General features: G+C 58.2%; 3 protein-coding genes. All 3 read left to right on the top strand.

Features of this window, described 5'->3' with window-relative positions:
• Nucleotides 1-41: 41 nt before the first annotated feature.
• From DFP90_RS19140 to DFP90_RS19130, 3 genes are read left to right on the top strand one after another with little or no spacing between them, the layout of a single operon-like run.
• Nucleotides 42-10,442 (top strand): non-ribosomal peptide synthetase, encoded by a 10,401-nt coding sequence (locus DFP90_RS19140; protein WP_115938415.1) that lies wholly within the window; start codon nt 42-44, stop codon nt 10,440-10,442.
• Nucleotides 10,439-14,599 (top strand): non-ribosomal peptide synthetase, encoded by a 4,161-nt coding sequence (locus tag DFP90_RS19135; RefSeq protein WP_115938413.1) that lies wholly within the window; start codon nt 10,439-10,441, stop codon nt 14,597-14,599. Before DFP90_RS19140 ends, DFP90_RS19135 begins: the two co-directional genes overlap by 4 nt.
• A gap of 12 nt (nt 14,600-14,611) precedes the next feature.
• Nucleotides 14,612-23,809, top strand: coding sequence for a non-ribosomal peptide synthetase (locus tag DFP90_RS19130; protein ID WP_115938411.1), 9,198 nt, complete (start codon nt 14,612-14,614; stop codon nt 23,807-23,809).
• Nucleotides 23,810-23,836 lie beyond the last annotated feature (27 nt).

The raw sequence follows: 23,836 nt of genomic DNA, 5'->3' as shown, positions 1-23,836 counted from the left end.
CCCAGACGCCAAAGAGCACAGCATAACAAGGCCTTAAGATAATGACAAAAAACGCCGATCTTCGAAACCTGACCCCCGACCAGTTGAAAGCAATGCTTTCCGCCGGAAAATCTTCCACGCGCCCCCAAAAGGCCCCCGAGGTTTCACCAGAACAGGAACGACTCTGGTTTCTCAATCGCCTTGATCATATCGGCGGCAGCTATCACCTTTCCCGCGGTTTCGAAATTGAGGCCCCGCTTCACGGCGACAAATTGCGGCAGGCTTTCACAGCCCTGCTGGATCGCCATCCCATTCTCAAGACCAGATTCTGGGAAGATCAGGGCCAACTGCGCTGTGCGCAGGCTGAGCAGTTGGATCAAGACGATTACCAGATTTTCGTTCTCAACGAAGATACCCCCGGCCAGGAAGAGGCCTTGCGGATCTGCCGCCAGGAACGCAACCGGCCATTTGACCTGGAGAATGGCCGGTGCTGCCGCCTGACATTGGTGAGCCAGCCAGGCCGGAGCTGGCTGATGCTGACCGTGCATCATATCGTGGCCGATGGCACCTCGCTCGCCATCCTGATCGAGGATTTGAAAACGCTCTATGCCGGCAACAGCTTGCCAGTCCCAAAACCAAGCCCTTCCCGCCAGCTGTCTGCCGACAGGCATGACCGTCAGGCGGAATATTGGACAGGCGCGCTGGCCGGTGTACAGGACTGGCTTCAAATCCCTGGGGATTATCCAAGGCCCGCAATACAGGATTTTTCAGGCGGGTTTCTGCCGCTGACCATTTCACCGGACCTGTCTGCCCGGGTGCGCGCTTTTGCCAGGCAATGGCAATGCTCGCCCGCCACGATCCTATTTGCGGCTTACGCCATTCTGCTGGGGCGGCTTTCCGACCAGTCGGATTTCGCCATCGGCATGCCCATGGATACCCGGACCAGCGGCGAGGAAGAGCGCTGCGGCCTTTTCATCAATACCCTGCCGATCCGCTGTTCCATGGCACGTGACATGGCAGCCGGTGATTTCCTTGAACAGATCCGAATCAATCTGCTGGATGCCCAGGACAATCGCGACTTCCCCCTGTCCGAGATTGTAGAGCGCCTGAACCCCAGGCGCAGCCGCAGCTTTTCACCACTGTTCCAGACTCTCTTTTCCTGGCGCGCAGCCGAAACATCAGGAGATTTATTTTCTGGGGCCGCTGCATCCCCATTGGATCTGCCTGCCGGTCATGCCCAGTTCGATCTGACCTTGGAATTGGGTGAAGAGGGGAACGTCTTTTCCGGCGGCCTGGAATATGCCTGCGCGCTTTTCTCCGAGGCAACAGCCGCCCGGTTCGCCCGTTATTTTCTCTGCCTGTTGGAAAGCCTGATCAGCAGCCCGGATCAGTCGCTTGCATCCCTGACGCTCGCCAACATATCCGACGGGCCAACACCCATGATCTGTGATCCGGACAAGATATCAGTTCCCGTCCTCCAGACCATTGCGGCAATAGCTCAACAGCATCCGAACCAAACCGCAATCCGCCAGGACAGCCAGCAATGGACTTACCAGGAACTTCTGGAGCGCTCGGAGAAACTGGCGACCTTGCTACGAGGCCAGGGACTTGAACCGGGGGCTGTTGTCGCACTTTGCCTCGAAGATCCGTTTTACCGGCTGGCGGCCATCCTGACTGCCTGGCGCGCCGGAGCCGCCTATATGCCGATGGACCCCAGCTATCCCGCCAGCCGGTTGAGCATGATGCTCGCCGATAGCGGCGCTGCCATCATTCTAGCGGACCGGACTACCGAAGAAGCCCTCGCCAAAGCAGTTGAACAAGCTGAAACAACTGCCGGGATCAAAAACCTGGACCAAATCCGCGATCATTGGATCAACGGTGATACAGACAGTTCCCCAGAGCCATTTCCCGAACAATCCGCCACCGATACCGCCTACCTGATTTACACCTCCGGCTCCACCGGCCGACCGAAAGGGGTCAAGGTCAGCCACGGCGCGCTTGCAAGCCTGGTCACTGCCTGGCCGCAGGTTTACACGCTGGGTCCGGAAACGCGGCTTTTGCAGATGGCTGGTTTTTCCTTTGATGTCTATTTGGCGGATATGCTGCGCGCCCTGTGTTTTGGCGGAACACTGATCATTCCCCAGCGGCACCATATGCTGGACAGTGCGGCCCTATTCCAGCTAATCCGTAAAGAAGAGGTAAGTTTTGCCGATTTTGTGCCAGCCCTCCTCAATCCATTGATTGAACAGTTGGAGAAAACATCTGACTGGCCGGAAAAACTGAAGACCGTGATTTGCGGTTCCGACCGTTGGTCCGTTGCCCAGGCGCGCCGTCTCTGTGCGCTCAGCGCCGACAAGGCCCAAATCTATCACGCCTATGGCGTAACTGAGGCCACTATCGACAATGCCGCGCAGGAACTTTCCCTTGATCTCCTGGCCGGGCGCAACTGGCTGCCACTAGGCCAACCGCTTGGCAATTGCCGTTTTCACATTCTGGACGGTGATCTTAACCCTGTGCCAGACCTGGTCGCCGGTGAATTATGCATCAGCGGCCCCGCACTGGCCGACGGGTATCACGGGCGCGATGATCTGACGGCAGAGCGTTTTCCTAATCACCCCACCGGTGGGTTCTATCGAACTGGCGACCGGGTCCGGCGGCACCCGGATGGCGGACTGGAATTCCTGGGGCGCGATGATGCCCAGGTCAAGATCCGCGGAATCCGCACGGAACTGGGCGAGGTTGATACCGCCTTGCTCAGCCATCCGGAAATCTGCGATGCAGTCACCCTGCTGCAGGCCGGTAACCGGATCATGAGCTATGTCATCTGCCAAGGAGAAAAGACCGCAGGCGACAGCCCATTCGCCGATCAGATGCTTGATCACCTGCGCGGCCAGCTGCCGGACCATATGATCCCGGCTGCGGTAATCCCCCTCAGACAATTCCCGCTCACCGCCAACGGGAAACTGGATAAAGCGGCCCTGCCTGTTCCGGAAACCGTCCGTGATCCCGCCCTGTTGGCCAAGCCTGAGGGGGAGCGGGAAGAGAAACTGGCTGCGATCTGGGCAAAGATTCTCAAGCGTAAGGATATCGCGCGCACCGACAATTTCTTTGACCTGGGCGGTCATTCCCTGCTGGCGATCCGCCTCTCTGCGGCCATCCGCGAAGCCTTTAATCTGGAATATCCGCCAACGGCCCTCTTTGCCGAGCCAGTGCTGAAGGATCTTGCCCAGAGCCTGTTCCGGTTGGAGAGCCTGTACCGGTTGGAACAACCTCCGCAACGGCAGATCGCCAAGGCCGACCGGTCAAAGCCCTTGCCGCTTTCCTTCGCGCAACAGCGCCTGTGGTTCCTGGACCGGATGGGGCAGACCGGTAGCGCCTATCACATGCCGCTAGGCCTCCGGCTGCAAGGCCCGTTGGACCGGGTCAGGCTGCAACAGGCGCTCAACGGGCTACAGGACCGACATGAAAGCCTGCGCACTTCCTTTCCTGATCAAAGCGGCACCCCGCGCCAGGAAATCCATCCGCCGGGCCAGCCCTTCCCGCTGGAATGTCTGGACCTCTCCGCCAAGGATGGACATCTCGGTCGACGGATCGAAGAGGAAGTTTCAAAACCGTTTGATCTGGCCAAAGGCCCGCTGGCCCGGGCCTCCCTGATCCGTCTTGGCACGGAAGAACATCTCCTTCTGGTTACCCTCCATCATATACTGGGCGACGCCTGGTCTATGGGCGTGTTCGCCCGTGAATTCAGCCAGTTTTATAATGGGGCGGACCTCGCGCCGCTGGTACTGCAATATGCCGATTATGCGGCCTGGCAAAATGACCAGCTGGAAGCAGGTGCCTGGGCCGGACAGCTGGACTATTGGGTTGATCAACTCAAGACAATGCCGCCGGTCCTGAACCTGCCGACCGACCATCCGCGCCCGCCCAGGCAGGATTTCAAAGGCGCACGTGTCAGCTTTACTTTTGACCGGCAGGAAAGCCAACGGATCATGGCTTTCGCGGATCGTCAGCAATCAAGTCCCTTTATGTTATTGCTGGCTTGCTGGAGTCTGTATCTCGCCCGGCGCAGCGGCCAGGATGAATTTGTCATCGGCACCCCGGTCGCCAATCGCAACGCCCCCGGTCTGGACGGAATATTGGGTTTCTTTACTAACAGCCTGCCGATACCGGTCCGGTATGATCCGAATGTTTCCTCCGCCGAATATCTGCGACGGATGCGGCAAACAATCCTGGAGGCCCAAGATCATCAGGAATTGCCCTTCGATCAGATCGTTGAAACACTCAATCCCATGCGGGATCTCTCCCATGCCCCGATTTTCCAGGTCATGTTCGCCTGGGAAGGCAGCGAAAATGATGAGCGTTACGATCTCGACGGACTGACCACCAGCCGTGAAAGCATTGCCCCTGGCGGGGCCAAGTTCGACCTTCTATTGTCCATGGGGGACCGGAATGGGCAATTTCAGGCGGTGATTGAATTTGCCAGCAGCCTGTTTGAACCGGCAACCATCCAGGAGATGGCAGGGCAATTCACCCGCATGACGCTGGCTGTTCTCGAAGAAGATGCCCGGACCTGTTCAAGGCTACCCCTGATCGCGGACAGCAAAATGCAGCAGGTCCTGCTCGCGTGGAATGACACAGCCTCTCCAGTTCCTGTTGACCAAGACCCGCTGAACCAGATCTTTTCCTGGGCGTCAGATCAGCCCGACCGGCCAGCCCTTCTGTCCAGCCGGGAAGAAACCAGTTTTGGCGCTCTTCTGTCCCGGTGCGGGTTCATCCAAGGACAATTCAGACAAACCGGTTTGGAACCCGGCACCCCAATCGCGATCTGCCTGCCGCGCAGCACGGATATGATTGCCGCCGTCTTGGCAGCATTGTTCAACAAGAATCTGGTCATCCCGCTGGACCCCAACTATCCGGCCAACCGACTGGAGACGATTATCCAGGAAGCCGGTCCGGGATTGGTTGTCACCTCGACCGCCACAGGTGCCACCTTGCGGCCCATTATGGGAAGCACGCAAGAAATTTGCTTGGATGATGCTGACATGTCGGGTGGCATTCCGCCAGAGGCCCCGGTTCCTGCAACCGACAATGATCCGGCCTATATCCTCTATACCTCCGGTTCGACAGGGCGGCCCAAGGGGGTGGTCCAGACCCGGGGCATGCTGCGCAATCTTGTGGCCTGGCAGCAGGCGGAGGACCAACAGTCCGCAAGCCTGCCAACCCGCGTCCTGCAATTTGCCTCCCTGAATTTTGATGTCTCTTTCCAGGAAATCCTGTGCAGCCTGGCCAGCGGTGCCGCCCTTTTCCTGCCGACAGAGGAAGAACGCCTGGATCTCGGTCAATTGCCGCATCTGATCCGCAAGAACGACCTGGATCGCGCCTATCTGCCCTTTGCCGTTTTACAGCAAATGGCGCTGATGCAGGCAGACGGCGATGATCAATTGGCCGAACCGGCCGCAAACGGATGCGATATCATCACGGCGGGCGAAGCGGTAACTGTCACGGACGGCCTGAAAAACCTGTTGCGTTATTTGGGCAGCCGGTATCTGTGCAACCAATATGGTCCGACTGAAACCCATGTAGCGAGCCAACAGCGCCTGAATTGCGCCGAGATGGACCGTTGGGAAACCCATCCTCCGATCGGCAAACCCATCGCCAACAGCCGGATCTATCTGCTGGACAAGGCACAGCAACCGGTGCCGCCAGGTGTGGTTGGCGAGATTCATGTCGCCGGGGCGAACCTGGCAGCTGGCTATCTGGCCCAGGATAATCTGACCGCAGAGCGGTTCCGTGACATCACCCTGCCCTTTGGCATCGAAGAACGCATCTATGCCACCGGCGATTTGGCCCGGCAGCGTGGTGACGGCATATTGGAATTCATCGGCCGCAAGGATGACCAGATAAAATTCCGTGGTTTCCGTATTGAGTTGAACGAGATTGAACATCTCTTGCGAGCACATCCAGATATTCGGGATGTCGCCGTGATCCTGAAAGGCGGACAGGCCACCAGCCAGCAACTGGTCGCCTATGTGAGCGGTAGCGCACCCCATGAGGCCTTGAAGGATCATCTGCGCCGACAACTGCCCGATCATATGATCCCCGGCCAATGGGTTACCATGGAAAAGCTGCCGCTGAACGCCAATGGCAAACTGGACCGAAAGGCCCTGCCGGAACCGGATTTTGGCGATCAAATCTCCCATCGCGCGCCGATCACACCGTTAGAGATCGAAACCTGCCGGATCTGGTCTGAGATCCTGCAGGTCCCCAACGTCGGCCTTGATGACAATTTTTTCGAGCTGGGCGGCCATTCCCTGATGGCGACCCGCCTGGTCCATACTCTACGCGAAACCGCCGGAAGTGCCGTCTCGCTCAGCATGTTATTTGAATATCCAACCGTGGGCCGGCTGCTTTCGCGTCTTGAGACCATGCCGAGTGACAACGCCAACGAGGTTCATTCTGACGGAGAGATCGCCGACTATTTCAACCCCGCGCCAGAAGAGGCCGATGCCCCCTTCCCCCTCACCGATATCCAGCAGGCATACTGGATCGGCCGGGACAGCCATTTGGACCTGGGCGGGGTCAGCGCCCATGCCTATGAGGAACTGGCGATCCGGGGATTGGACATCCCCCGATTGGAAAAAGCATTGAACCGTATGATACAGCGGCATGGCATGCTGCGCGCGGTTTTTGATGCGGACGGCAGCCAAAGGGTTCTAAGCCAGGTGCCAAGCTATCAGATCCAAACACAGGATTTGCGCGGCTTGTCGGAAAATGAACAGAAAACCGCCCTGGAACAGACCCGGCAGGCTATGTCCCATCAGGTGCTGGATGCCAGCCAGTGGCCCTTGTTCGAGTTCCGCGCCAGCCAGTTGGAGGATGACCGCTGCCATCTGCATCTCAGCATGGATGCCCTCATCATGGATGCCGCCAGCAGCCAGGTTTTTTCCCATGAGCTGGTCGCGCTTTACCGGGACCTGGAGCGGGATCTGCCGCCAATTGACCTGACCTTCCGCGATTGTGTAATCGCACAGCAAAATTTCAAGAAATCCTCCGGCTATCAAAAGGATCTCGATTATTGGCGCGCCCGATTGGATCAATTGCCGCCAGGCCCGGACCTGCCCCTGGCCTGTCGGCCGGAACAGCTGAGCAACCCGACCTTCACAAGACGCGACCGCATTATTGAGGCCGACCTGTGGCAGGCGATCAAGGATCGGGCACGCCGGCATGGCATCACTCCGACCGGGTTGCTGCTGGCCGCCTTCTCGGAGACCCTGGCGCGCTGGTCGGCGAGCCCCGATTTCAGCCTGACGTTACCGCTGTTCAACCGGCCGCCGCTGCATGAAAACATCAGCCGCCTGATCGGAGATTTCACCTCCGTCACGCTGTTGGAAATTAGAAACAGGCGCAACCGGAATTTCGCCGATTTTGCCCGGGAAATCCAGGCCCAGCTCTGGCGGGATATGGATCACCGTTCGGTCAGCGGGGTACAGGTGCTGCGTGAATTATCCCAGCATCGCGGCGAGCAGCAGAGCGCCATGCCCATTGTAATGAACAGCACGCTGATCGACATGGCCGGCCGGGAAGAGGCGGAAACCTTGACCCGCGCATTTGAGGCCGAAACCATCGCCACCATCACCCAGACCCCTCAGGTATGGATGGATCATACGATCCTGGAAATTGACGGTGCCCTGCATTTCAATTGGGACAGCATTGACGCGCTTTTCCCCGAGGGAATGATCGCGAATATGTTCACGGCCTATAATGCGCAGCTGGATCAACTGGCTGGAGAAGCCTGCTGGGCGGAAAAACCGTCTGAACCCCTTGCCGCCCCGATGCCTATTCCGGCAGACAGGCCTCTTCCAGCCGGGCGCGGCCTGATCCAGGATTTGTTTGATGAACAGGCCTTGGTTTCACCGGACGCCGTCGCCCTCATCGCGCCGGACCGGACGCTCACCTATGGTGAATTGCGCAAGGAGGCCTTATCCCTGGCAAGCCACCTGCAACAGGCAGGACTGACTGCAGGCCAGCTTACCGCCGTCATGATGGATCAGGGCTGGCAACAAGTGGTTGCATGCCTGGGGATCCTCTATGCGGGTGGGGCCTATCTGCCGCTGGACCCGGCATTACCCAGAGACCGGCGCTGCCAGATCCTCAAACGGACCGACACCAAGATCATCCTTATCAAGGAAGGACAAGTTGAAGATCTGCCTGACCGGTTCACCTCGCTCGCACTGACCCGATCCCTGCTCAGCAATGATCAGGAACCGGAAGCCGTATCAACCAGCCACCTTGATCTGGCCTATGTGATTTTCACTTCCGGCTCCACGGGGGAGCCAAAGGGCGTGATGATCAACCACCGGGGCGCCGTCAACACATTGCTCGATATCAACCACCGCCTGTCTGTCGGGGCTGATGACCGGGTGTTGGCCATATCAGCACTGGGCTTCGACCTTTCGGTCTATGATATTTTCGGCACCTTGGCCGCCGGGGCGGCGCTCATCCTGCTGGATCCGGAACAAGCCCGCGATCCCGCCCATTGGCATGATTTGATCTGGCAGCATGATATCAGCCTGTGGAATTCCGCCCCGGCCTTGATGACCCTGTTAGTGGAGTTTTGTGAAAGCGACCGGACCCGCCTGCCCGACAGTCTGCGCATGGTCATGCTGTCGGGCGACTGGATCCCATTATCCCTGCCGGAGCGTTTGCGGGCCATCGCCAGCCGCGCCTCCCTGCTCAGCCTGGGCGGCGCGACCGAAGCCTCCATCTGGTCGATCTGTTATCCCGTCGAAACAATTGATCCCGACTGGTCTTCAATCCCTTATGGCCGGGCGATGCAGGATCAACAGTTCCATATTCTGGATGGCCAAATGTGCCCGCGCCCGGTCTGGGCCGTGGGCGAGCTGTTCATTTCCGGCACCGGACTGGCCATGGGCTATTGGGGAGATGAGGAACAGACCGCCCACCGCTTCATCCAACACCCTGTTACCGGCGAGCGACTTTACCGGACCGGGGATATGGGGCGCTGGTTGCCGGATGGCAATATCGAATTCCTGGGACGGGTCGACAATCAGGTCAAGATCCAGGGTTTCCGGGTGGAATTAGGCGAGATCGAAACCGTGCTTTCCAGCCATCCCGGCATCCAGACAGCCGTGACAAAGATCTGGGGGGACGCACAGGCGGAAAAAACCCTGGCCGCCTATGTGATACCGGAAAACAGCCACTGGCCGGACCATGAAACAATGGCGCACGACTTGGCCGCCCATCTGGCCGAACGGCTTCCCGCCTATATGGTACCCGGCAGCTTCACGGTGATCGACCGGCTGCCATTGAGCAGCAACGGCAAAGTGGATCGCAAACAGTTGCCGACACCGCGTGCCGCCAACGCAAAAGATGAACCTAAGATCAGTCACGATACCAACGGGCCGGATGATCCCGGAATCCTGGAGATCGTGCGCTCAGTCTTAAACAACCCGGCGCTGGAACGGGAAGACAACCTTTTGCAGGCCGGCGCCACCAGTATCGATATTGTCCGGATCAGCAATGCACTGTCCGCCCAAACCGGTTTCAGACCCAAACTGGCGCGTTTCATGGCCGTGCCCAGCGTCGCCGAACTGCTGCGGCAATGGCGGGATCATGAGCCAGCCCCCCAGATAAGCGAAGCAAAGGATAACACCTCCATCAAGGCGATTGACGACCCCGCCGAACGGCAGGCCTTCAAACTGGCCGAACATGGGTTGCGCACACTGCCCGCCGACCGCGCCTGCGTTGATCTGACCGATGAGACCCGGACTTCGAATGGCAAACGCTATGACGATTTCCGCTCGGTTCGCAGTTACCGCGCCGATCCGGTTTCACTGGATCAGTTGACGGAACTGCTATCCTGCCTGGCGCGCAATTCGGTCCCGGACCAACCGCGTTATCAATATGCATCGGCTGGCGGCCTCTATCCTCTGCAGGTATATCTCTTTGCCAAGGAAGGCCGGGTCAGCGGTCTGGAAGCCGGCGGCTATTATTACCATCCCGGCACGCGGAAGCTGATCCGGACCGGATCGGGCAATCTGTTGTCCGGCCTGGGCTATGATTATTTCGTCAACCGTCCGGTATTCGAGCAGGCGGCATTTTCATTGTTCATGATCGCCGACATGGCCGCCATCGAACCGCTCTATGGTCCGCAATCCCGTGATTTCTGCCTGATCGAAGCGGGCTCCGTCGCCCAACTGCTGACCATGGAAGCCGCACCATCAGGACTTGGCCTGTGCGGCATGGGATCCGTTGAGACCGAAGAACTCACCCCTTTGTTTGAACTCAGCCCCAGCCATCAGGTGATTTATTCCATGATCGGCGGGCGACGCTCGGACAGCCAACCATCCCCGGTCTTTGCCGAAGCCGTTGCCCCCCAATCAGCCTTAAACCAGGCCCCCGCCATGCAGGTGGAAGAAGAAATTGAGGAAATCGAAATATGACCCCGCAACAGCTGATCGATTTCTTCACTCAGCATAACGCCCAACTTCACCTGGTGGACGGCAATATAAAATGCCGCGCACCAAAAGGTTTCCTGACGGAAGAACGGGTCCTGCTGCTCAAGCAGATGAAACCGCAACTGATCAGCCTGTTGACCGACCGGCTCGCTGCGGAAGGCCCGAAGCCACGAACCGATGACCGAGCCAGTTTCCCCTTATCCCATGGCCAACGCCAACTCTGGTATCTGCAGGCGCTGGAACCGGAAAACCCGTTCTACAACAACCCAATCACGCTGTTCCTGGACGGCAAGCTTGACATCGATGCCCTGCAAGGCGCGATTGACGATCTCATGGCGCGGCATGAAAGCCTGCGCACCTGCTTCGTCGAGTTGGAAGGCACACCGGTTCAGCAGATAAAGCCCCATCAACCGTTTCAGCTAACCGTCTCCGACCTGCGCCATCTCGGCCTGGACGCGGCAACGGATCAGGCTGTCGCGGCTGCGAGGGCGGATGCCCGCACCGCCTTTGACCTTTCCGGCGGCGCGTTGCTTCGCTCCCGGCTTTGGCGCCTGAGTGACAATCGCACGTTATGGCATCTCAACCTGCACCATATTGCCGCTGACGGCTGGTCGATCGGCTTGCTGTTTGATGAAATGAGCAAGCTTTATTCAACCCGGATCAGGAACCAGCCAAGCCCTCTGCCTGCTCTGGAAATCCAATATGCCGACTTTGCCCTATGGCAAAGCCAGACACTGGGCCGGGAACGGCTGCAGGAGCAGGCGGAATACTGGAAGACTAAATTAGCAGACGCCCCGCCCCTGCTTGATCTTCCAACTGACCGTCCGCGCCCGCCGGTCCAAATCCATACCGGAGCCCATTGCCATCATGATATTCCTGAACAAGTCGCCGGAAAGCTTCGGAGCCTTTGCCGTGAGATAGGCGTTTCCCCCTTCAGCCTGTTCATGACCGCATTCAGCCTTGTTCTGGCCCGCTATAGCCGCCAGGATGACATCCTGGTCGGAACCCCCTTTGCCGGGCGTAACCTGGCCCAGCTGGAACCCATGATCGGCCATTTCATCAACAGCCTGGTCATCCGTAATAGGATCACGCCGGAAACCACGGCGGAAACATTGATCCAGCAAACCCATGCCAGCCTGCTGGAGGCCATGGAGCATCAGGATCTTCCCTTCGAACATATGGTTGAAGCGGTCAATCCGGAACGGGATCCGGCCTATTCCCCCCTGTTCCAGGTGATGATGATCTATCAGAATATTCCAGGTGGCGGACTCTCCCTTGACGGTCTGTCCTGCCAGCCGGTGGAAACGGATAGCGCGACCGCTAAATATGACATCACCCTGGAAGTTTTCGACAGTGAACAGGGATTGCGACTGGGTTTTGAATATAACAGCCATCTGTTTGACGCCGATCGCATGCAACGCATGGCCCGGCATATTGAAACCGCACTGACAGAGATCTGTTTGAAGCCAAAACAGGCGGTTCAGGATATTCGCATTCTGACGCAAGAGGAACGTGCAGAAATCCTCAACGATTGGTCGCATGGAGAGCCCTGCGATGGGGATCACACCTTCCTGCATCATTTCCAGTATCAAGTCACGCGGCAGCCCGATGCAACGGCCCTCGTCTGGGATGGCGGCACGCTCTGTTATCAGGATCTGGACAGCGCCAGTGACAGGCTGGCAGCGGATTTGATTTCCCGGAAAGTCCGGACCGGCGACCCGGTCGGCATTTTGATGGAGCGTTCGCCTGAACAGATCGTCGCCATTCTGGGCATTTTGAAAGCGGGCGCAGCCTTCTTACCCCTGCCCCCCGATCATCCGGTCAAACGGTTGTCCTCCTTCCTGGCGGAAAGCGGTTGCGGTCTGATCCTCTGCCATGAAGGAACGGCCCGACTGGCCGGCGAACTCAGCCAGAATGCATGCCAGTTGATGACCATCTCCCCCCTGAAAGAAGATTGGCTTGCAGATGGGAAGCCCCGTACAGATGACCCCGTACAAGAACCGCCCCACATCACGGCGGATTCCATCGCCTATATTATCCAGACCTCCGGCTCCACCGGGCAGCCCAAAGGCATCGACATCAGCCATCGCGCGCTAGGCAATCTGGTCCGCTGGAGCATGCGCGCCTTCCCGGCTCATCCGGGTGACGGCATGCTGCAAAAAACGCCCTGCGGGTTCGACGCGGCAATCTGGGAGTTTTTTTGGCCTCTGGCCGCGGGATCGCGCCTGGTGATCGCCGGACCGGATGGCCATCAAAACCCGGCACAAATGGTCCAAATGACCGAAGATCACGCGATCACCGACATTCAGTTCGTGCCCCAGATCCTGCAGCTTTTCCTGGACGCCCTCAAACCGGGTCAGGGTAAGAGCCTGCGACGGGTCTATTGCGGCGGGGGTGTGTTAACCATCGATCTTTTGCACCAGTTCCAGGCGAAATTGCCCGAGGCGGACCTGGTCAATGTTTACGGTCCGGCGGAAGCCTGCGTGAACAGCCTCTATCATATCTTCCCGGCGGGTCTTTCCTGGGACCACCCCGATCTGCCGGTGGGCCGCCCTGTTGACGGCGCCCATGTCTATATTCTCGACCCAGACGGCCAACCGGTCCCAGCCGGGGTGGATGGCGAAATTCATATGGCAGGCATAGGCCTTGCCAACGGCTATCGCAATCGCCCGGATCTGACGGAAGAACGGTTTGTCCCGGCCCGGTTTGATCCCGGTGAGCGGTTGTATCGCACAGGTGATCTGGGTCACTTCCAGCCCGACGGCACTGTCTTCTTCTCCGGGCGCGCCGATTTCCAGATCAAGCTGAACGGCCAGCGCCTGGAACCCGGCGAGATTGAGAGCGCCCTGCGCCAAATCCCCGGAATCCAGGAAGCAAGCGTTGTTCTGGTCCAACGCGAAATTGGCGCCCATCAGTTGGCGGCAGTCTATCAAACCTCAGCACCATCCATCCGTTATCAAACCGATGAGCTGGAAAAAATCTTGGGGGCGCATCTGCCCCGTTTCATGATCCCCCAACAATTCATCCCTGTGGATAAGATGCCACTCAACAGCAGCGGCAAACCGGATCGAAAGGCCGTTTTGAAACGGGCCGAGGAAAGCACACAGCCCTACAAGGTCAACCTGGCCAGCCCGCGTGATCATGTGGAACTGACCATCTACAACATCTGGAAACGTGTGTTACTGCACCCGTCTATCGGCATTGACGACAGTTTTTTCCATGTCGGTGGATCCTCTATCGCCGCCATCAAAGTCGTTCATGCGATTGAAGAGCATTTTGGCATCCGCCTACCGGTTCGCGATTTTATCACCATGCCGACCATCCAGGCCCTGGGCGGATGGATCCGGGACGGTGCCAAGCCGGAACAGGAACGCGGCAATCTTGTCCAGTTCCGGGCGGGTACGGGCCGGAAAAAAGTGATCTGCATCCACCCGGCCGGTGGCACGGCCTTTTGCTATCTCTCTTTGGCAAAGATCCTGCCCGAAGAGATTGGCGTGATCGGGGTCCAATCCCCGGGCCTGAATGAAGGGGAGGAATACCTGCCCGGCATTCCGGCCATGGCAGAAAACTATCTGAACAGCCTGGATCTGAACCATGATTGCGACATTATTCTCACCGGCCTGTCCTTTGGCGGCTATGTCGCCTATGAGATGGCGCGCCTGTTGCGCGCCCGAGGCCACCACCGAACCAGTGTCATCCTGTTGGATACGCAAGGAACCGACGACCCAACATTGCGCAACGCTATGGCCCCGGTGGAAATGGCCGAATTCCGGGACAAGCTGATTAAGTTCAACGGCATGTATCCCGGTATCGATGACGGCCAGATCGAACGATATTTCCATGTCTATAACCATAACCGCATGTCGGTGCCAGGTTACGATTGCCCGGCCCATGACGGGCGCGTGGTTTTTGTCCAGGCCATGGGTAACCACCCCCGTGCCCTGCTGCATGAGTTGAGGAAATTCTGGCGGGACCGGACCACCGACATGCTGGTCACGTTGGTCCGGGGTGACCATTGGGAACTGTTGGAAACGGAAGAGATCAATCGCGTCGCCTCCCTGATGAAACGCGAGTTTGATTTACTTTCCAGCCGTTCCAGCGCACCCGCAACCACGGCCCGGCAAACCCGGAAATTTGCATAGGACACCTGTCAGATGACTGAACAAGAAACAGCATCCTATCCCGGCCAGTCAAACCTTGTGGCGGGATTTCTAAAAACCGCCGGAACCTGGCCTGAATTGATCGCACTGGAAGCAGGAGACATCCGTCTCACCTATCGTGAATTGGAAGTCGCCAGCCGCCGACAGGCACAATCCCTGCAGGCCGCCGGACTTCTCCCCGGACATGGTGTGGCGCTGATGCTGCCGCGTTCCGCCGATCTCGTGATTTCCATGCTGGCCGTCGTTCGGGCGGGATGCCATATGGTGCCACTGGACCGGAACAGCCCGGCAGAGCGGCGGGACTATATCCTGAGCGATGCCGGTTGCGCAGCCGTCATCACGCACGATGGGATCGACAATCTGGATCTGCCATGCCTGGCGCCCATGCCTGTCGCGGACCTGCTTCACCAACCGGAGGAGACCCCACTCCAAACCCAAACCGGGGCCAGGGATCTCGCCTGCATTTTCTACACATCCGGTACAACCGGCCGGCCGAAAGGGGTGCGGGTGCCTCACCGCGCCATTGCCAGACTGTCCTGGCCCCCGCACTTCATTCCCATGCCGGTTGGCCGCCGCTACGGCAATATTTCCAACCCTGCCTTTGATGCGCTTAGCTTCGACATTTGGGTGCCTTTGCTGACCGGCGGCACAATCATCGTCATCGACCAGGAGGATGTGAACTATCCTGCACGCCTGCAAACCGTTCTGGAGACACGGCAGGTCGAGGCCATGTTCATGACCGTGGCTCTGTTCAATCTGATCGCTCAGCAGCAGCCAGGTTGCTTTGCCGGGCTTCAGGATCTCCTGATCGGGGGGGAGGCAATCAACGCTGCCACCGTCCGGTCCTGGTATGAGGCCAATCCGCAAAGCAATTGCGTGATCCATAACGTCTATGGCCCGACTGAATGCGCAACTTTCTCAACCATACAGCCAGTTCCCCGGGATCATCAGGGCGCGTCGGTCCCGATCGGACGGGCGATCGCCGGAACCGAGACCTATCTGATCCGCCCGGATGGCAAAAAGGCATTGCCGGGTGAAATCGCGCAGCTGCTGATTGGTGGGACGGCGCTGGCCGACGGCTATCACAATCTTCCGGAAAAAACCGCGGATAGTTTCAAGCCGATTGCCACCGGAAACAGGGGCCAGCTTTTTTATCACACCGGCGATCTGGTTCAGCAGGATGAAAATGGACTGATCACCTATCGGGGCCGGGCGGACCGCCAGGTCAAAATCCGAGGTTTCCGGATCGAGCCGGGCGAGATCGAGCAGGCCTTGCTCCGCCATCCGGAAATCCTGGAGGCCTTTGTCGGCACCCGCAAAGCCCCCTCCGGGCAACATCTATTGCTGGCATTCATAGTCGCCAGGGACGGGGTAACGCCAACAGAGATCAGCCAACATCTCTCGACAGGGTTGCCGGATTATATGATCCCGCATCGGCTTCACCGACTGCAGAATATGCCACTGACCGCCAATGGCAAGATCGATGGCCGGGCCTTACTGAAAGGGAATCATCCTGTCTGGATAGAACAAAGCTTCGAATGTGAACCGGAAACCTCAGAAGACCTTTCTAAACTGCTGGATTTGGCCGGCACGATTTTGGGCACGCGGCCCAGCCACCCCGACCAAACCCTGCCACAGGCGGGTGGTGATTCCTTGAGCGCCATGCGGATCAGCCATGCCATTCAGGAACACTGGACGATCCAGCTTTCCGCCAGTTTCATCCTGACCGCGACCTTCCGGCAAATTGAAGCATCCCTTTCCCGGGGAACGAGTGCTGATAACGGCGGTTATCCCCTCTTGAACCCGGACAAACCCATCGCCCCGGATCAGTGGGAGGTGAATTCCGAGCAAACGCGCCTCTGGCTCTATCAGGCCCGACATCCAAAATCATGCGCCTATAATGAAACATTGGCCTTTCGCATCCACGGCGCTATCGACCAACATCGATTGGCAGAAGCTGTTGACCAACTCTTCCTTCAACATCCGGAAATCCGCAGCCGTTTTGCCGATATTTCGGGCCGCATCATGCAGACGCACGATCACGATAGAGACACCAGCCTCCATGTGTTTAATCCCGGGCAATATGACGAAAAAAGCTGGACCGGATTTGCCCGGCTGCTGAACGAAACACCGTTCGACCTAGCACAGGACAGATTGTTCCAGGTCTATTGGCTGCCCTTTTCTTCGGATGGCGGCATATTGATCCTGCATTTTCACCATATCCTTATTGATGGTCATTCCATCAATATCCTGTTCCGGCATCTGACCCAGGCCTATGACGGGCATCAAAAGGACGCGCGTCCTGCCGCCAGCCTCGCCGCCCAGGCAGATTGGCAGCGGAAATGGCGGAGCAGCCCGGCCTATGATGACCTGCGCCATGGCGCGCGGGATCATGTCCTGTCACGGCTGGAGGACCTGCAGGACACGGACCGGATTGCCTGTCCTGCATCCGGAGATATCGGGGAACAGGCAACCATTCTGGCCTGCCGGATTACTGACGCGGACAATAGCCGCATTGCCGCTTTTTGCCGGTGGCGCGGCCTGACTCCGTTTCAACTGTTTACCAGTCTTTATGCCTGGTGCCTTCATACCTTGCGCGGACAAAAAATGGTCAAGATCGCCACCCCCGTCGCAAACCGCCCCCTAGGCATGTTTGAAGGCACTGTCGGCATGCTGAGCAATACCCAATTATTGCTGATGACGGTCGACGAGGAAGAGACCCTGGACCAACAATTGACCCAACAACTGGAGCAGATCCGGGCCTGCACACCTTTGCAGGATCTGCTGTTGGAGGATTTGCTGCAGGATTGCCCCGAGTTGCTGGATGAAAACGGCAGCCCGTTTGACTATATGTTCGTCCTGGAAAATACCGATGACCGGCAGTTGCGCCTGGGCGAAACAGCCGCGTCCTTCCAGCCATTGAAAAGCGCAACGGCAAAATGCGCCCTCACTTTGACCGCATTGTCCCAGCAGGACGGCTATCGTTTCCTTTGGGAATATCGTGACAGTGCCTTCCCGGACAATGCGGCCGAAAAAATGGCCGATCTGTTCCAGAAAACCCTGGAGGAACTGATCCAGGGGGGGAGCATGAGCCTATCGCAATTGGCCTCCCCCTACCGGAACCAACCTGCAGACGGCGTCACCGGCCCTATTGATCCGGCAGCCTTCCAAAATCCCGCTGACTGGTTCCAATTCCAGGCTTCGGCCACACCGTATGCCCCGGCGTTGGTTGCGGGGGATCTGACCTTCACCTACCGGGATCTGGATCACCTTTCGGACCATCTGGCGCATCTGTTGATGGAAAAAATCCAGCCCGCCGATGATCACAACGAGACAACACGGGTCGCGTTGAAGATGGAAACATCGCCGGCTCATATTGTTTCGCTGCTGGCCTTGGCCAAGGCCGGCTTGACGGCTTTGCCGCTTGATCCGGGATATCCCGACACGCTGATCACAGATGTCCTGGATCAGGCCAGCCCGGCAGCAATCTTGTTTGACGGTTCCTCTGCTGACGCGGCGCCGGAACAGTTGCCTGACTGTCCGTTGATCCCGGTGCAGATTTCCGACTTGGAAACCACCCCGCGCCTACCGGATAGGTGGAGGAATCAGGTCTCTTCCAACGGCAGACGGCCATTATACACCCTCTTCACCTCCGGTTCGACCGGCCGTCCTAAGGGGGTTGATGTTCCTGGGCAGACCCTGTGCAACCTGATGGCCTGGCAATTGCGGCATGGCGGGATAGCCGGGCGCAAGGCAACCCTGCAATTTTCCAAACTATCCTTTGATGTCTCCTTCCAGGAAATCTTCTCCACCCTATGCACCGGCGGGTGTTTCCACCTGATCGAACCCGGATGGCGCCAGGATCTGGAGCGGCTTCTCTCCTATATGGATGAAAAGCGGATTGAGCGGATTTTCATGCCCTATGTGGCATTACAGATGCTGGCCGAAACCGGTCTTGCCAGCGGGCGGTATCCCGCTAGCCTGCGACAGGTCATCTCGGCTGGAGAACAATTGTTCGTAACCCGGGCCATCCGGGACTGGGCCGCCAATCTTCCGGGCCTTTCCCTTGCCAACCATTATGGTCCAACCGAGACCCATGTCATTTGCGGCACCTTGTTGGAAGGAGATAGCCGACATTGGCCGGTGCATGTGCCCATCGGCCGACCAGTCAGCAATGCGGAATTTAAAATCCTGGATGACCAGGACAGGGGCCTGCCCAAAGGCATGACCGGGCATCTTGTGGTCGCCGGACCGATGGTTGCCCCCTGCTATATCGGCGACGCCTCCTCCAATCAGCAAAAGTTCTTTTCCGCCGAACCAGATGGCCGGACTTACTATCGGACCGGAGATCTGGCCTGCCTGTCAGAGACCGGCGACCTGATCTATCAGGGACGCGGCGACCAGCAAATAAAACTGGATGGCCACAGGATCGAACTTGGCCAGGTCGAAGCGGCCGTGATACGGCATGGGGCGGTTGAAAATGCGGTCGCGGATCTCGAACAGGGATCACTCATGATCTATCTACAGATCCGGGAGCCGCTTTGCCCTGAAACCTTGAATGCCCATCTCAGGGAATGGCTGCCTAATTATATAAAAATCCGGGACTGGCGGCAGGTAACCAGCTGGCCCCGCACCCCAAGCGGTAAGATCGATCGCCGGGGGCTGCACCAGCATGCCTGGATATCTCTCACCACCGATCCCAACAACACCGCTAGCAGGCCAACCACCGCAACCGAAAGAAAACTGGCAGAAGCCTTCAAGCAGGTGACCGGTCATGTCATCCAGCCCGGTGTCACCTTCTTCGACGCCGGGGCCAGCAGCCTGGATCTCATGCGGTTCCGGAATCATTGTCGGGCACAATATGACTTATCCATCCAGATGGCGGATCTCTTTGCCCATGTCACCATCGATCAGTTAGCCCACCACCTTTCCGGTGGTCGGGAATCCAGGCCCGCCAACCAGATCAACACTTCCGCCAAAATGAGCCAGGATATTGCCGTTGTCGGTATGGCCGCCAACCTGCCGGGCGCCGCCGATCTTTCCGCATTCAAAGAAATGATCTGTGAGGGTGGCACCGGGATTGATGAATTCGGTTCCCATGACGAGGGCTATGTTCGTGCCAGCAGCCTGCTGAAGGGGCCTCTCGATTTCGATCCTGCCTATTTCGGCCTGAGCCTCCAGGAAGCCCGGCTCATGGACCCGCAGCAGCGGCATATGCTGATGATCTGTGTTCAGGCGCTTCATGCGGCCGGTATTGTCCCGGAGGCCAGGCGTGCTCCACGGATCGGCCTGATCGCCAGTTGCGGGGAAAACACCTATTTCCAGGATTATCTTGATCAAACCCCGGCCGACAAACGACCGGACCGCTTTCAAATGGCCCTGCACCATGACAAGGATTTCCTGGCGACCAAGGCTGCCTATCATCTCAATCTCAAAGGTCCTGCCATCACCCTGCAGGCCGCCTGCGGAAGCTCCCTGATCGGGGTGCATATGGCCGCCGGCATGCTGCGCCAGGGTGATGCGGATATCATGCTGGCCGCAGGCGTCCTGATCGATCCCAGCCTGGAAGAGGGCTATGCCTACAAAGCCCAGCATATTTTTTCCAGGGATGGAAAATGCAGGCCCTTTGACGCGGATGCCAGCGGCACCATCGGGGCCAGTGGCGCGCTGGCTGTGGTTTTGAAACCGCTGGATCAAGCACGCCGGGACGGCGATCATATTCATGCGGTTTTGAAAGCCTCGGCCCTCAATAACGATGGCGGTGCAAAAATGAGCTACACCGCACCATTGGCCCAGGGCCAATATGAGGTGATCCGGGACAGCCTGGCCCGGGCCGGGCTGTCCGGCGCAGACATCGGCTATGTGGAATGCCATGGTACCGGTACCCATCTGGGAGACCCGATCGAGGTGAATGCATTGGCCAGGGCCTATGGTGGCGGTCGGGAAAAAAGCTGCGCGCTTTCTTCCCTCAAGAGCCAGATCGGGCATTTGGGCGCAGGTGCGGGCCTTGCCGGGTTCATCCGGGCTGCCATCGCCCTCGAACAGGCGGTGATCCCCGCCAATCTGGGCTTCAACCGCGCCAATCCAGAGCTGGGCCTGGAAGAGACCTGCTTTTACGTGTCCGCTTCCGTTACCCCCTGGCCGGACGACCGTCCGCGCATTGCCGCCGTCAGCAGTTTCGGTATTGGCGGTACCAATGCCCATGTCATCCTATCCCATCCGGGACGAACAACGGATAATAATGGGTTTGCAGAGCCGATCGCGGTCCTGCCCATCTCCGCCCATAGCAAGCCTGCATTTGACGTCCTTGTCGGGCAGATAAGCACTTATCTCGTCCAACATCCGGAGAACCTGCCTGCCTTGTTGCGTCATTTCCAGTCCGGGCGGATACATCATGATTGGCGCGCTGCGATTAAGGTGAGCAGCCTGGACGATCTTATCCGGCAATTATCCGAGATAGAACCGGTGCGGATTTCCCAAAAAAAAGCCTCGGATACCGAGGCCGCCTTGATGGCAACGAATGCGTCCACAGGTCATCTGATTGAGGCCTGGATCGATGGCGCCCCCATTGATTGGCCGGTTCAACCGGCACAGGCGCCCGATGGATTTGCCCCCTATCCCTTTGACCTGGCGCGCTATCATTTCAACGACAACCGCAGCCTGGATGCAACCGCAGAATGTCCGAAACGCCTGCCAAAGGATCAATGGTTCTACCGCCCGAAATGGATGCCGTTAGCTGACAGCTCATCCCTTCCGCTTGCGAAACCCGGAACATGGATGATTCTTTGCCCGGAGGAGGCCCGCGCGTCCATCCAACAATCACTGGCCGGTCCCATTGATAAACTGATGTTTGTGAGCCCGGGCGATGGTTTCCAGTTCATACGGGAAGACCATTATTCGCTCAATCCTGCCGACCCGGCCCATTGGAGACAGTTAACAGATTGCCTGTCCGACGGGTTCCACTGTCTAAATCTCCTGCCCACAACACTGCAGCCGTCCGCAACCATGTCTGAGGGGATGCTCACCAGCCTGGATATGCCTTCGGCCCTGCTGCAATCCGGGTTAAAGCCTGCGAAAATATCTTTCCTGAGTCAGGATGCGCACCGTCAGGCCGGCCCCATTGCCAAACCGCTTCCCTGGCTGCTGGCCGGGCCGGTGCAGGTAATCCCTCAGGAATATGGTATCGCGGCCAACTGGCTGGACCTGCCCGCCATGTCTGAAAGGGCCCTGGCATCCTTGCTACCCGATCTATTAGACGGCCTTGCCCACCGCAGCGGATGCCTGATGTATCGCGACGGCCGTTGGTTTGAACGCACCCTCACCAAGGTTGAGCAGAATAACCGCGCGCTTCATATATCGGACAACTGGCTGATCCTTGGTGGCAATGGCGGCATCGGCCGGACATTGGCACGCCATCTGTTGAACCAAGGCGCTGACGGGATCCTAATTCTATCCCGGCGGCCTGAGCTGCATCCGGATCTCGCGGATTGGAGCGACCGGATCACAGTCATTACCGGCGACATCGGGTTGGATGATCAGCTACCGGCCATTCGGCAGGCCTTAGGCGGGAAACGATTGGCCGGCATCATCCATGCCGCTGGAGCCGGGGCCGGGGCCCTGATATCGGGTCGTGATCCTGAAGCCATGCGGATCGCCTGTGCCCCTAAACTGGCTGGACTGGCTCATATGGAAAAACTAATTGCCCAGTTGAAACCGGACTGGGCGGTCTATTGTTCCTCCATGACCGCACATTTCGGCGGGGCAGGTCATATGGATTATGCAGCAACCAATGCATTGATGGATGGATTTGCCCATATCCGCCATCCGGACCATCCCCATTGTCGGCGAGTCAGTTTGAATTGGGATGCCTGGCGGGAAAGTGGCATGGCGGTCAATGTCAGGCGCCCGGACAAACGTCATCAGGACCATCTGTCCGTGGGTCTTGGCAATGACGAAGCAGTTTTCTGTTTTGATCAGGCCATGACCATGGACGCAGCCCAGATCGCCATCAATGTCTGCGACCTGGAAGAAAGCAGTTATTTCTACCAATCCAATTCCACAGCAAATGAAACGCTGTTGGAACTCTCATTGAAACAGGAGACCCAAACGTCCGAAGGCAGTCATCAGCCCTCCCTGGAACAGGGTTTACGCGATTTGCTCTGCGAGGAACTTGGTTTGGATACGCTTGCCAGCGAAGCGCTTCTCTATGACTTGGGTGCGGATTCACTGACGATGTTGGAGGTGGTCGCCTATCTTGAAAAACAGGGTGGGGCGGAACTGCAACTTTCCGAGATTCCCCAGGATGCGACCATCAATTGGTTCCTGGAACAGGCAACCGGGAATATGGCGGACAGCAATCTGGAAGCGGAGAATACAGCTGATCCGACCCTGCCAACCATTGACATTGATGTCTGGCAACGAGGCCACAGCAACCAGGCTGTCTGCCTCATTCACCCCGTTGGCGGTGATGTGGAAGCCTATCGTGAACTGGCAGGGCGCCTTGGCGGCCATTGTCATGTCTGTGTGATTGCAGATCCGGGATTGCGACGTGACCAGGAACATCCGTTATCAATCCCGGAACGCGCAAGGCTCTATCGTGAGGCCCTGGAGGATCAATTTCCTGCAGCGGACTACCAATGGCATCTGATCGGCTGGTCCTTTGGTGCCTGGATTGCCCAGGAAATGGCAGCTCTCCTGGAAAAAGGTGCTCCCCCGGCGGCGGCAATCACGTTGATCGATCCACCCGCCCCCGGCCAACAGGTACCAATGGAACTGATGACCGACCGGGAAATTGAGACCGTTTTCCTTCGGGAATTATCCCAGAGGTGGCCAGCCGCAGGCAGTCTGGAAACACTGGCGGATCTATCCAAGGCCGGATTGCCGGACGGGATTGCCCGGTATGCGGAAGCCCTCATCCGTTGCTGCAAGGCCAATATCGCCAGCATGACCGGCCACCAGCTTTCCACGCTGAACCGGACCAGGGCAACGGTCTTCCTGGCCGCGGAAAAGGCCAGCGGCATGGCTCCCACGCCGATCAAGATGGAAACCGCCCTACAGTTATGGCGCGCCAAACTGACCGGTATTTTTGACGCGCATGTAATGGCGGCGGATCATTACTCCATCATGACCATGCCGCAAATCGGGCGCATCGCTCAGATGATTGAACAGGTGGAGATTGCCCGGTCAGCCTGACCGGGCCACCCATCAGTGTTATACCTT

The organism is Aestuariispira insulae, from assembly GCF_003385955.1.
Lineage (GTDB): Bacteria > Pseudomonadota > Alphaproteobacteria > UBA8366 > Aestuariispiraceae > Aestuariispira > Aestuariispira insulae.
This window is presented reverse-complemented; position numbering and strand designations above follow the sequence as displayed.

Bases quoted from the DNA above. Each gene is read 5' to 3' on its own strand.
- DFP90_RS19140 (WP_115938415.1), top strand. From the start codon at position 42: ATGACAAAAAACGCCGATCTTCGAAACCTGACCCCCGACCAGTTGAAA.
- DFP90_RS19135 (WP_115938413.1), top strand. From the start codon at position 10,439: ATGACCCCGCAACAGCTGATCGATTTCTTCACTCAGCATAACGCCCAA.
- DFP90_RS19130 (WP_115938411.1), top strand. From the start codon at position 14,612: ATGACTGAACAAGAAACAGCATCCTATCCCGGCCAGTCAAACCTTGTG.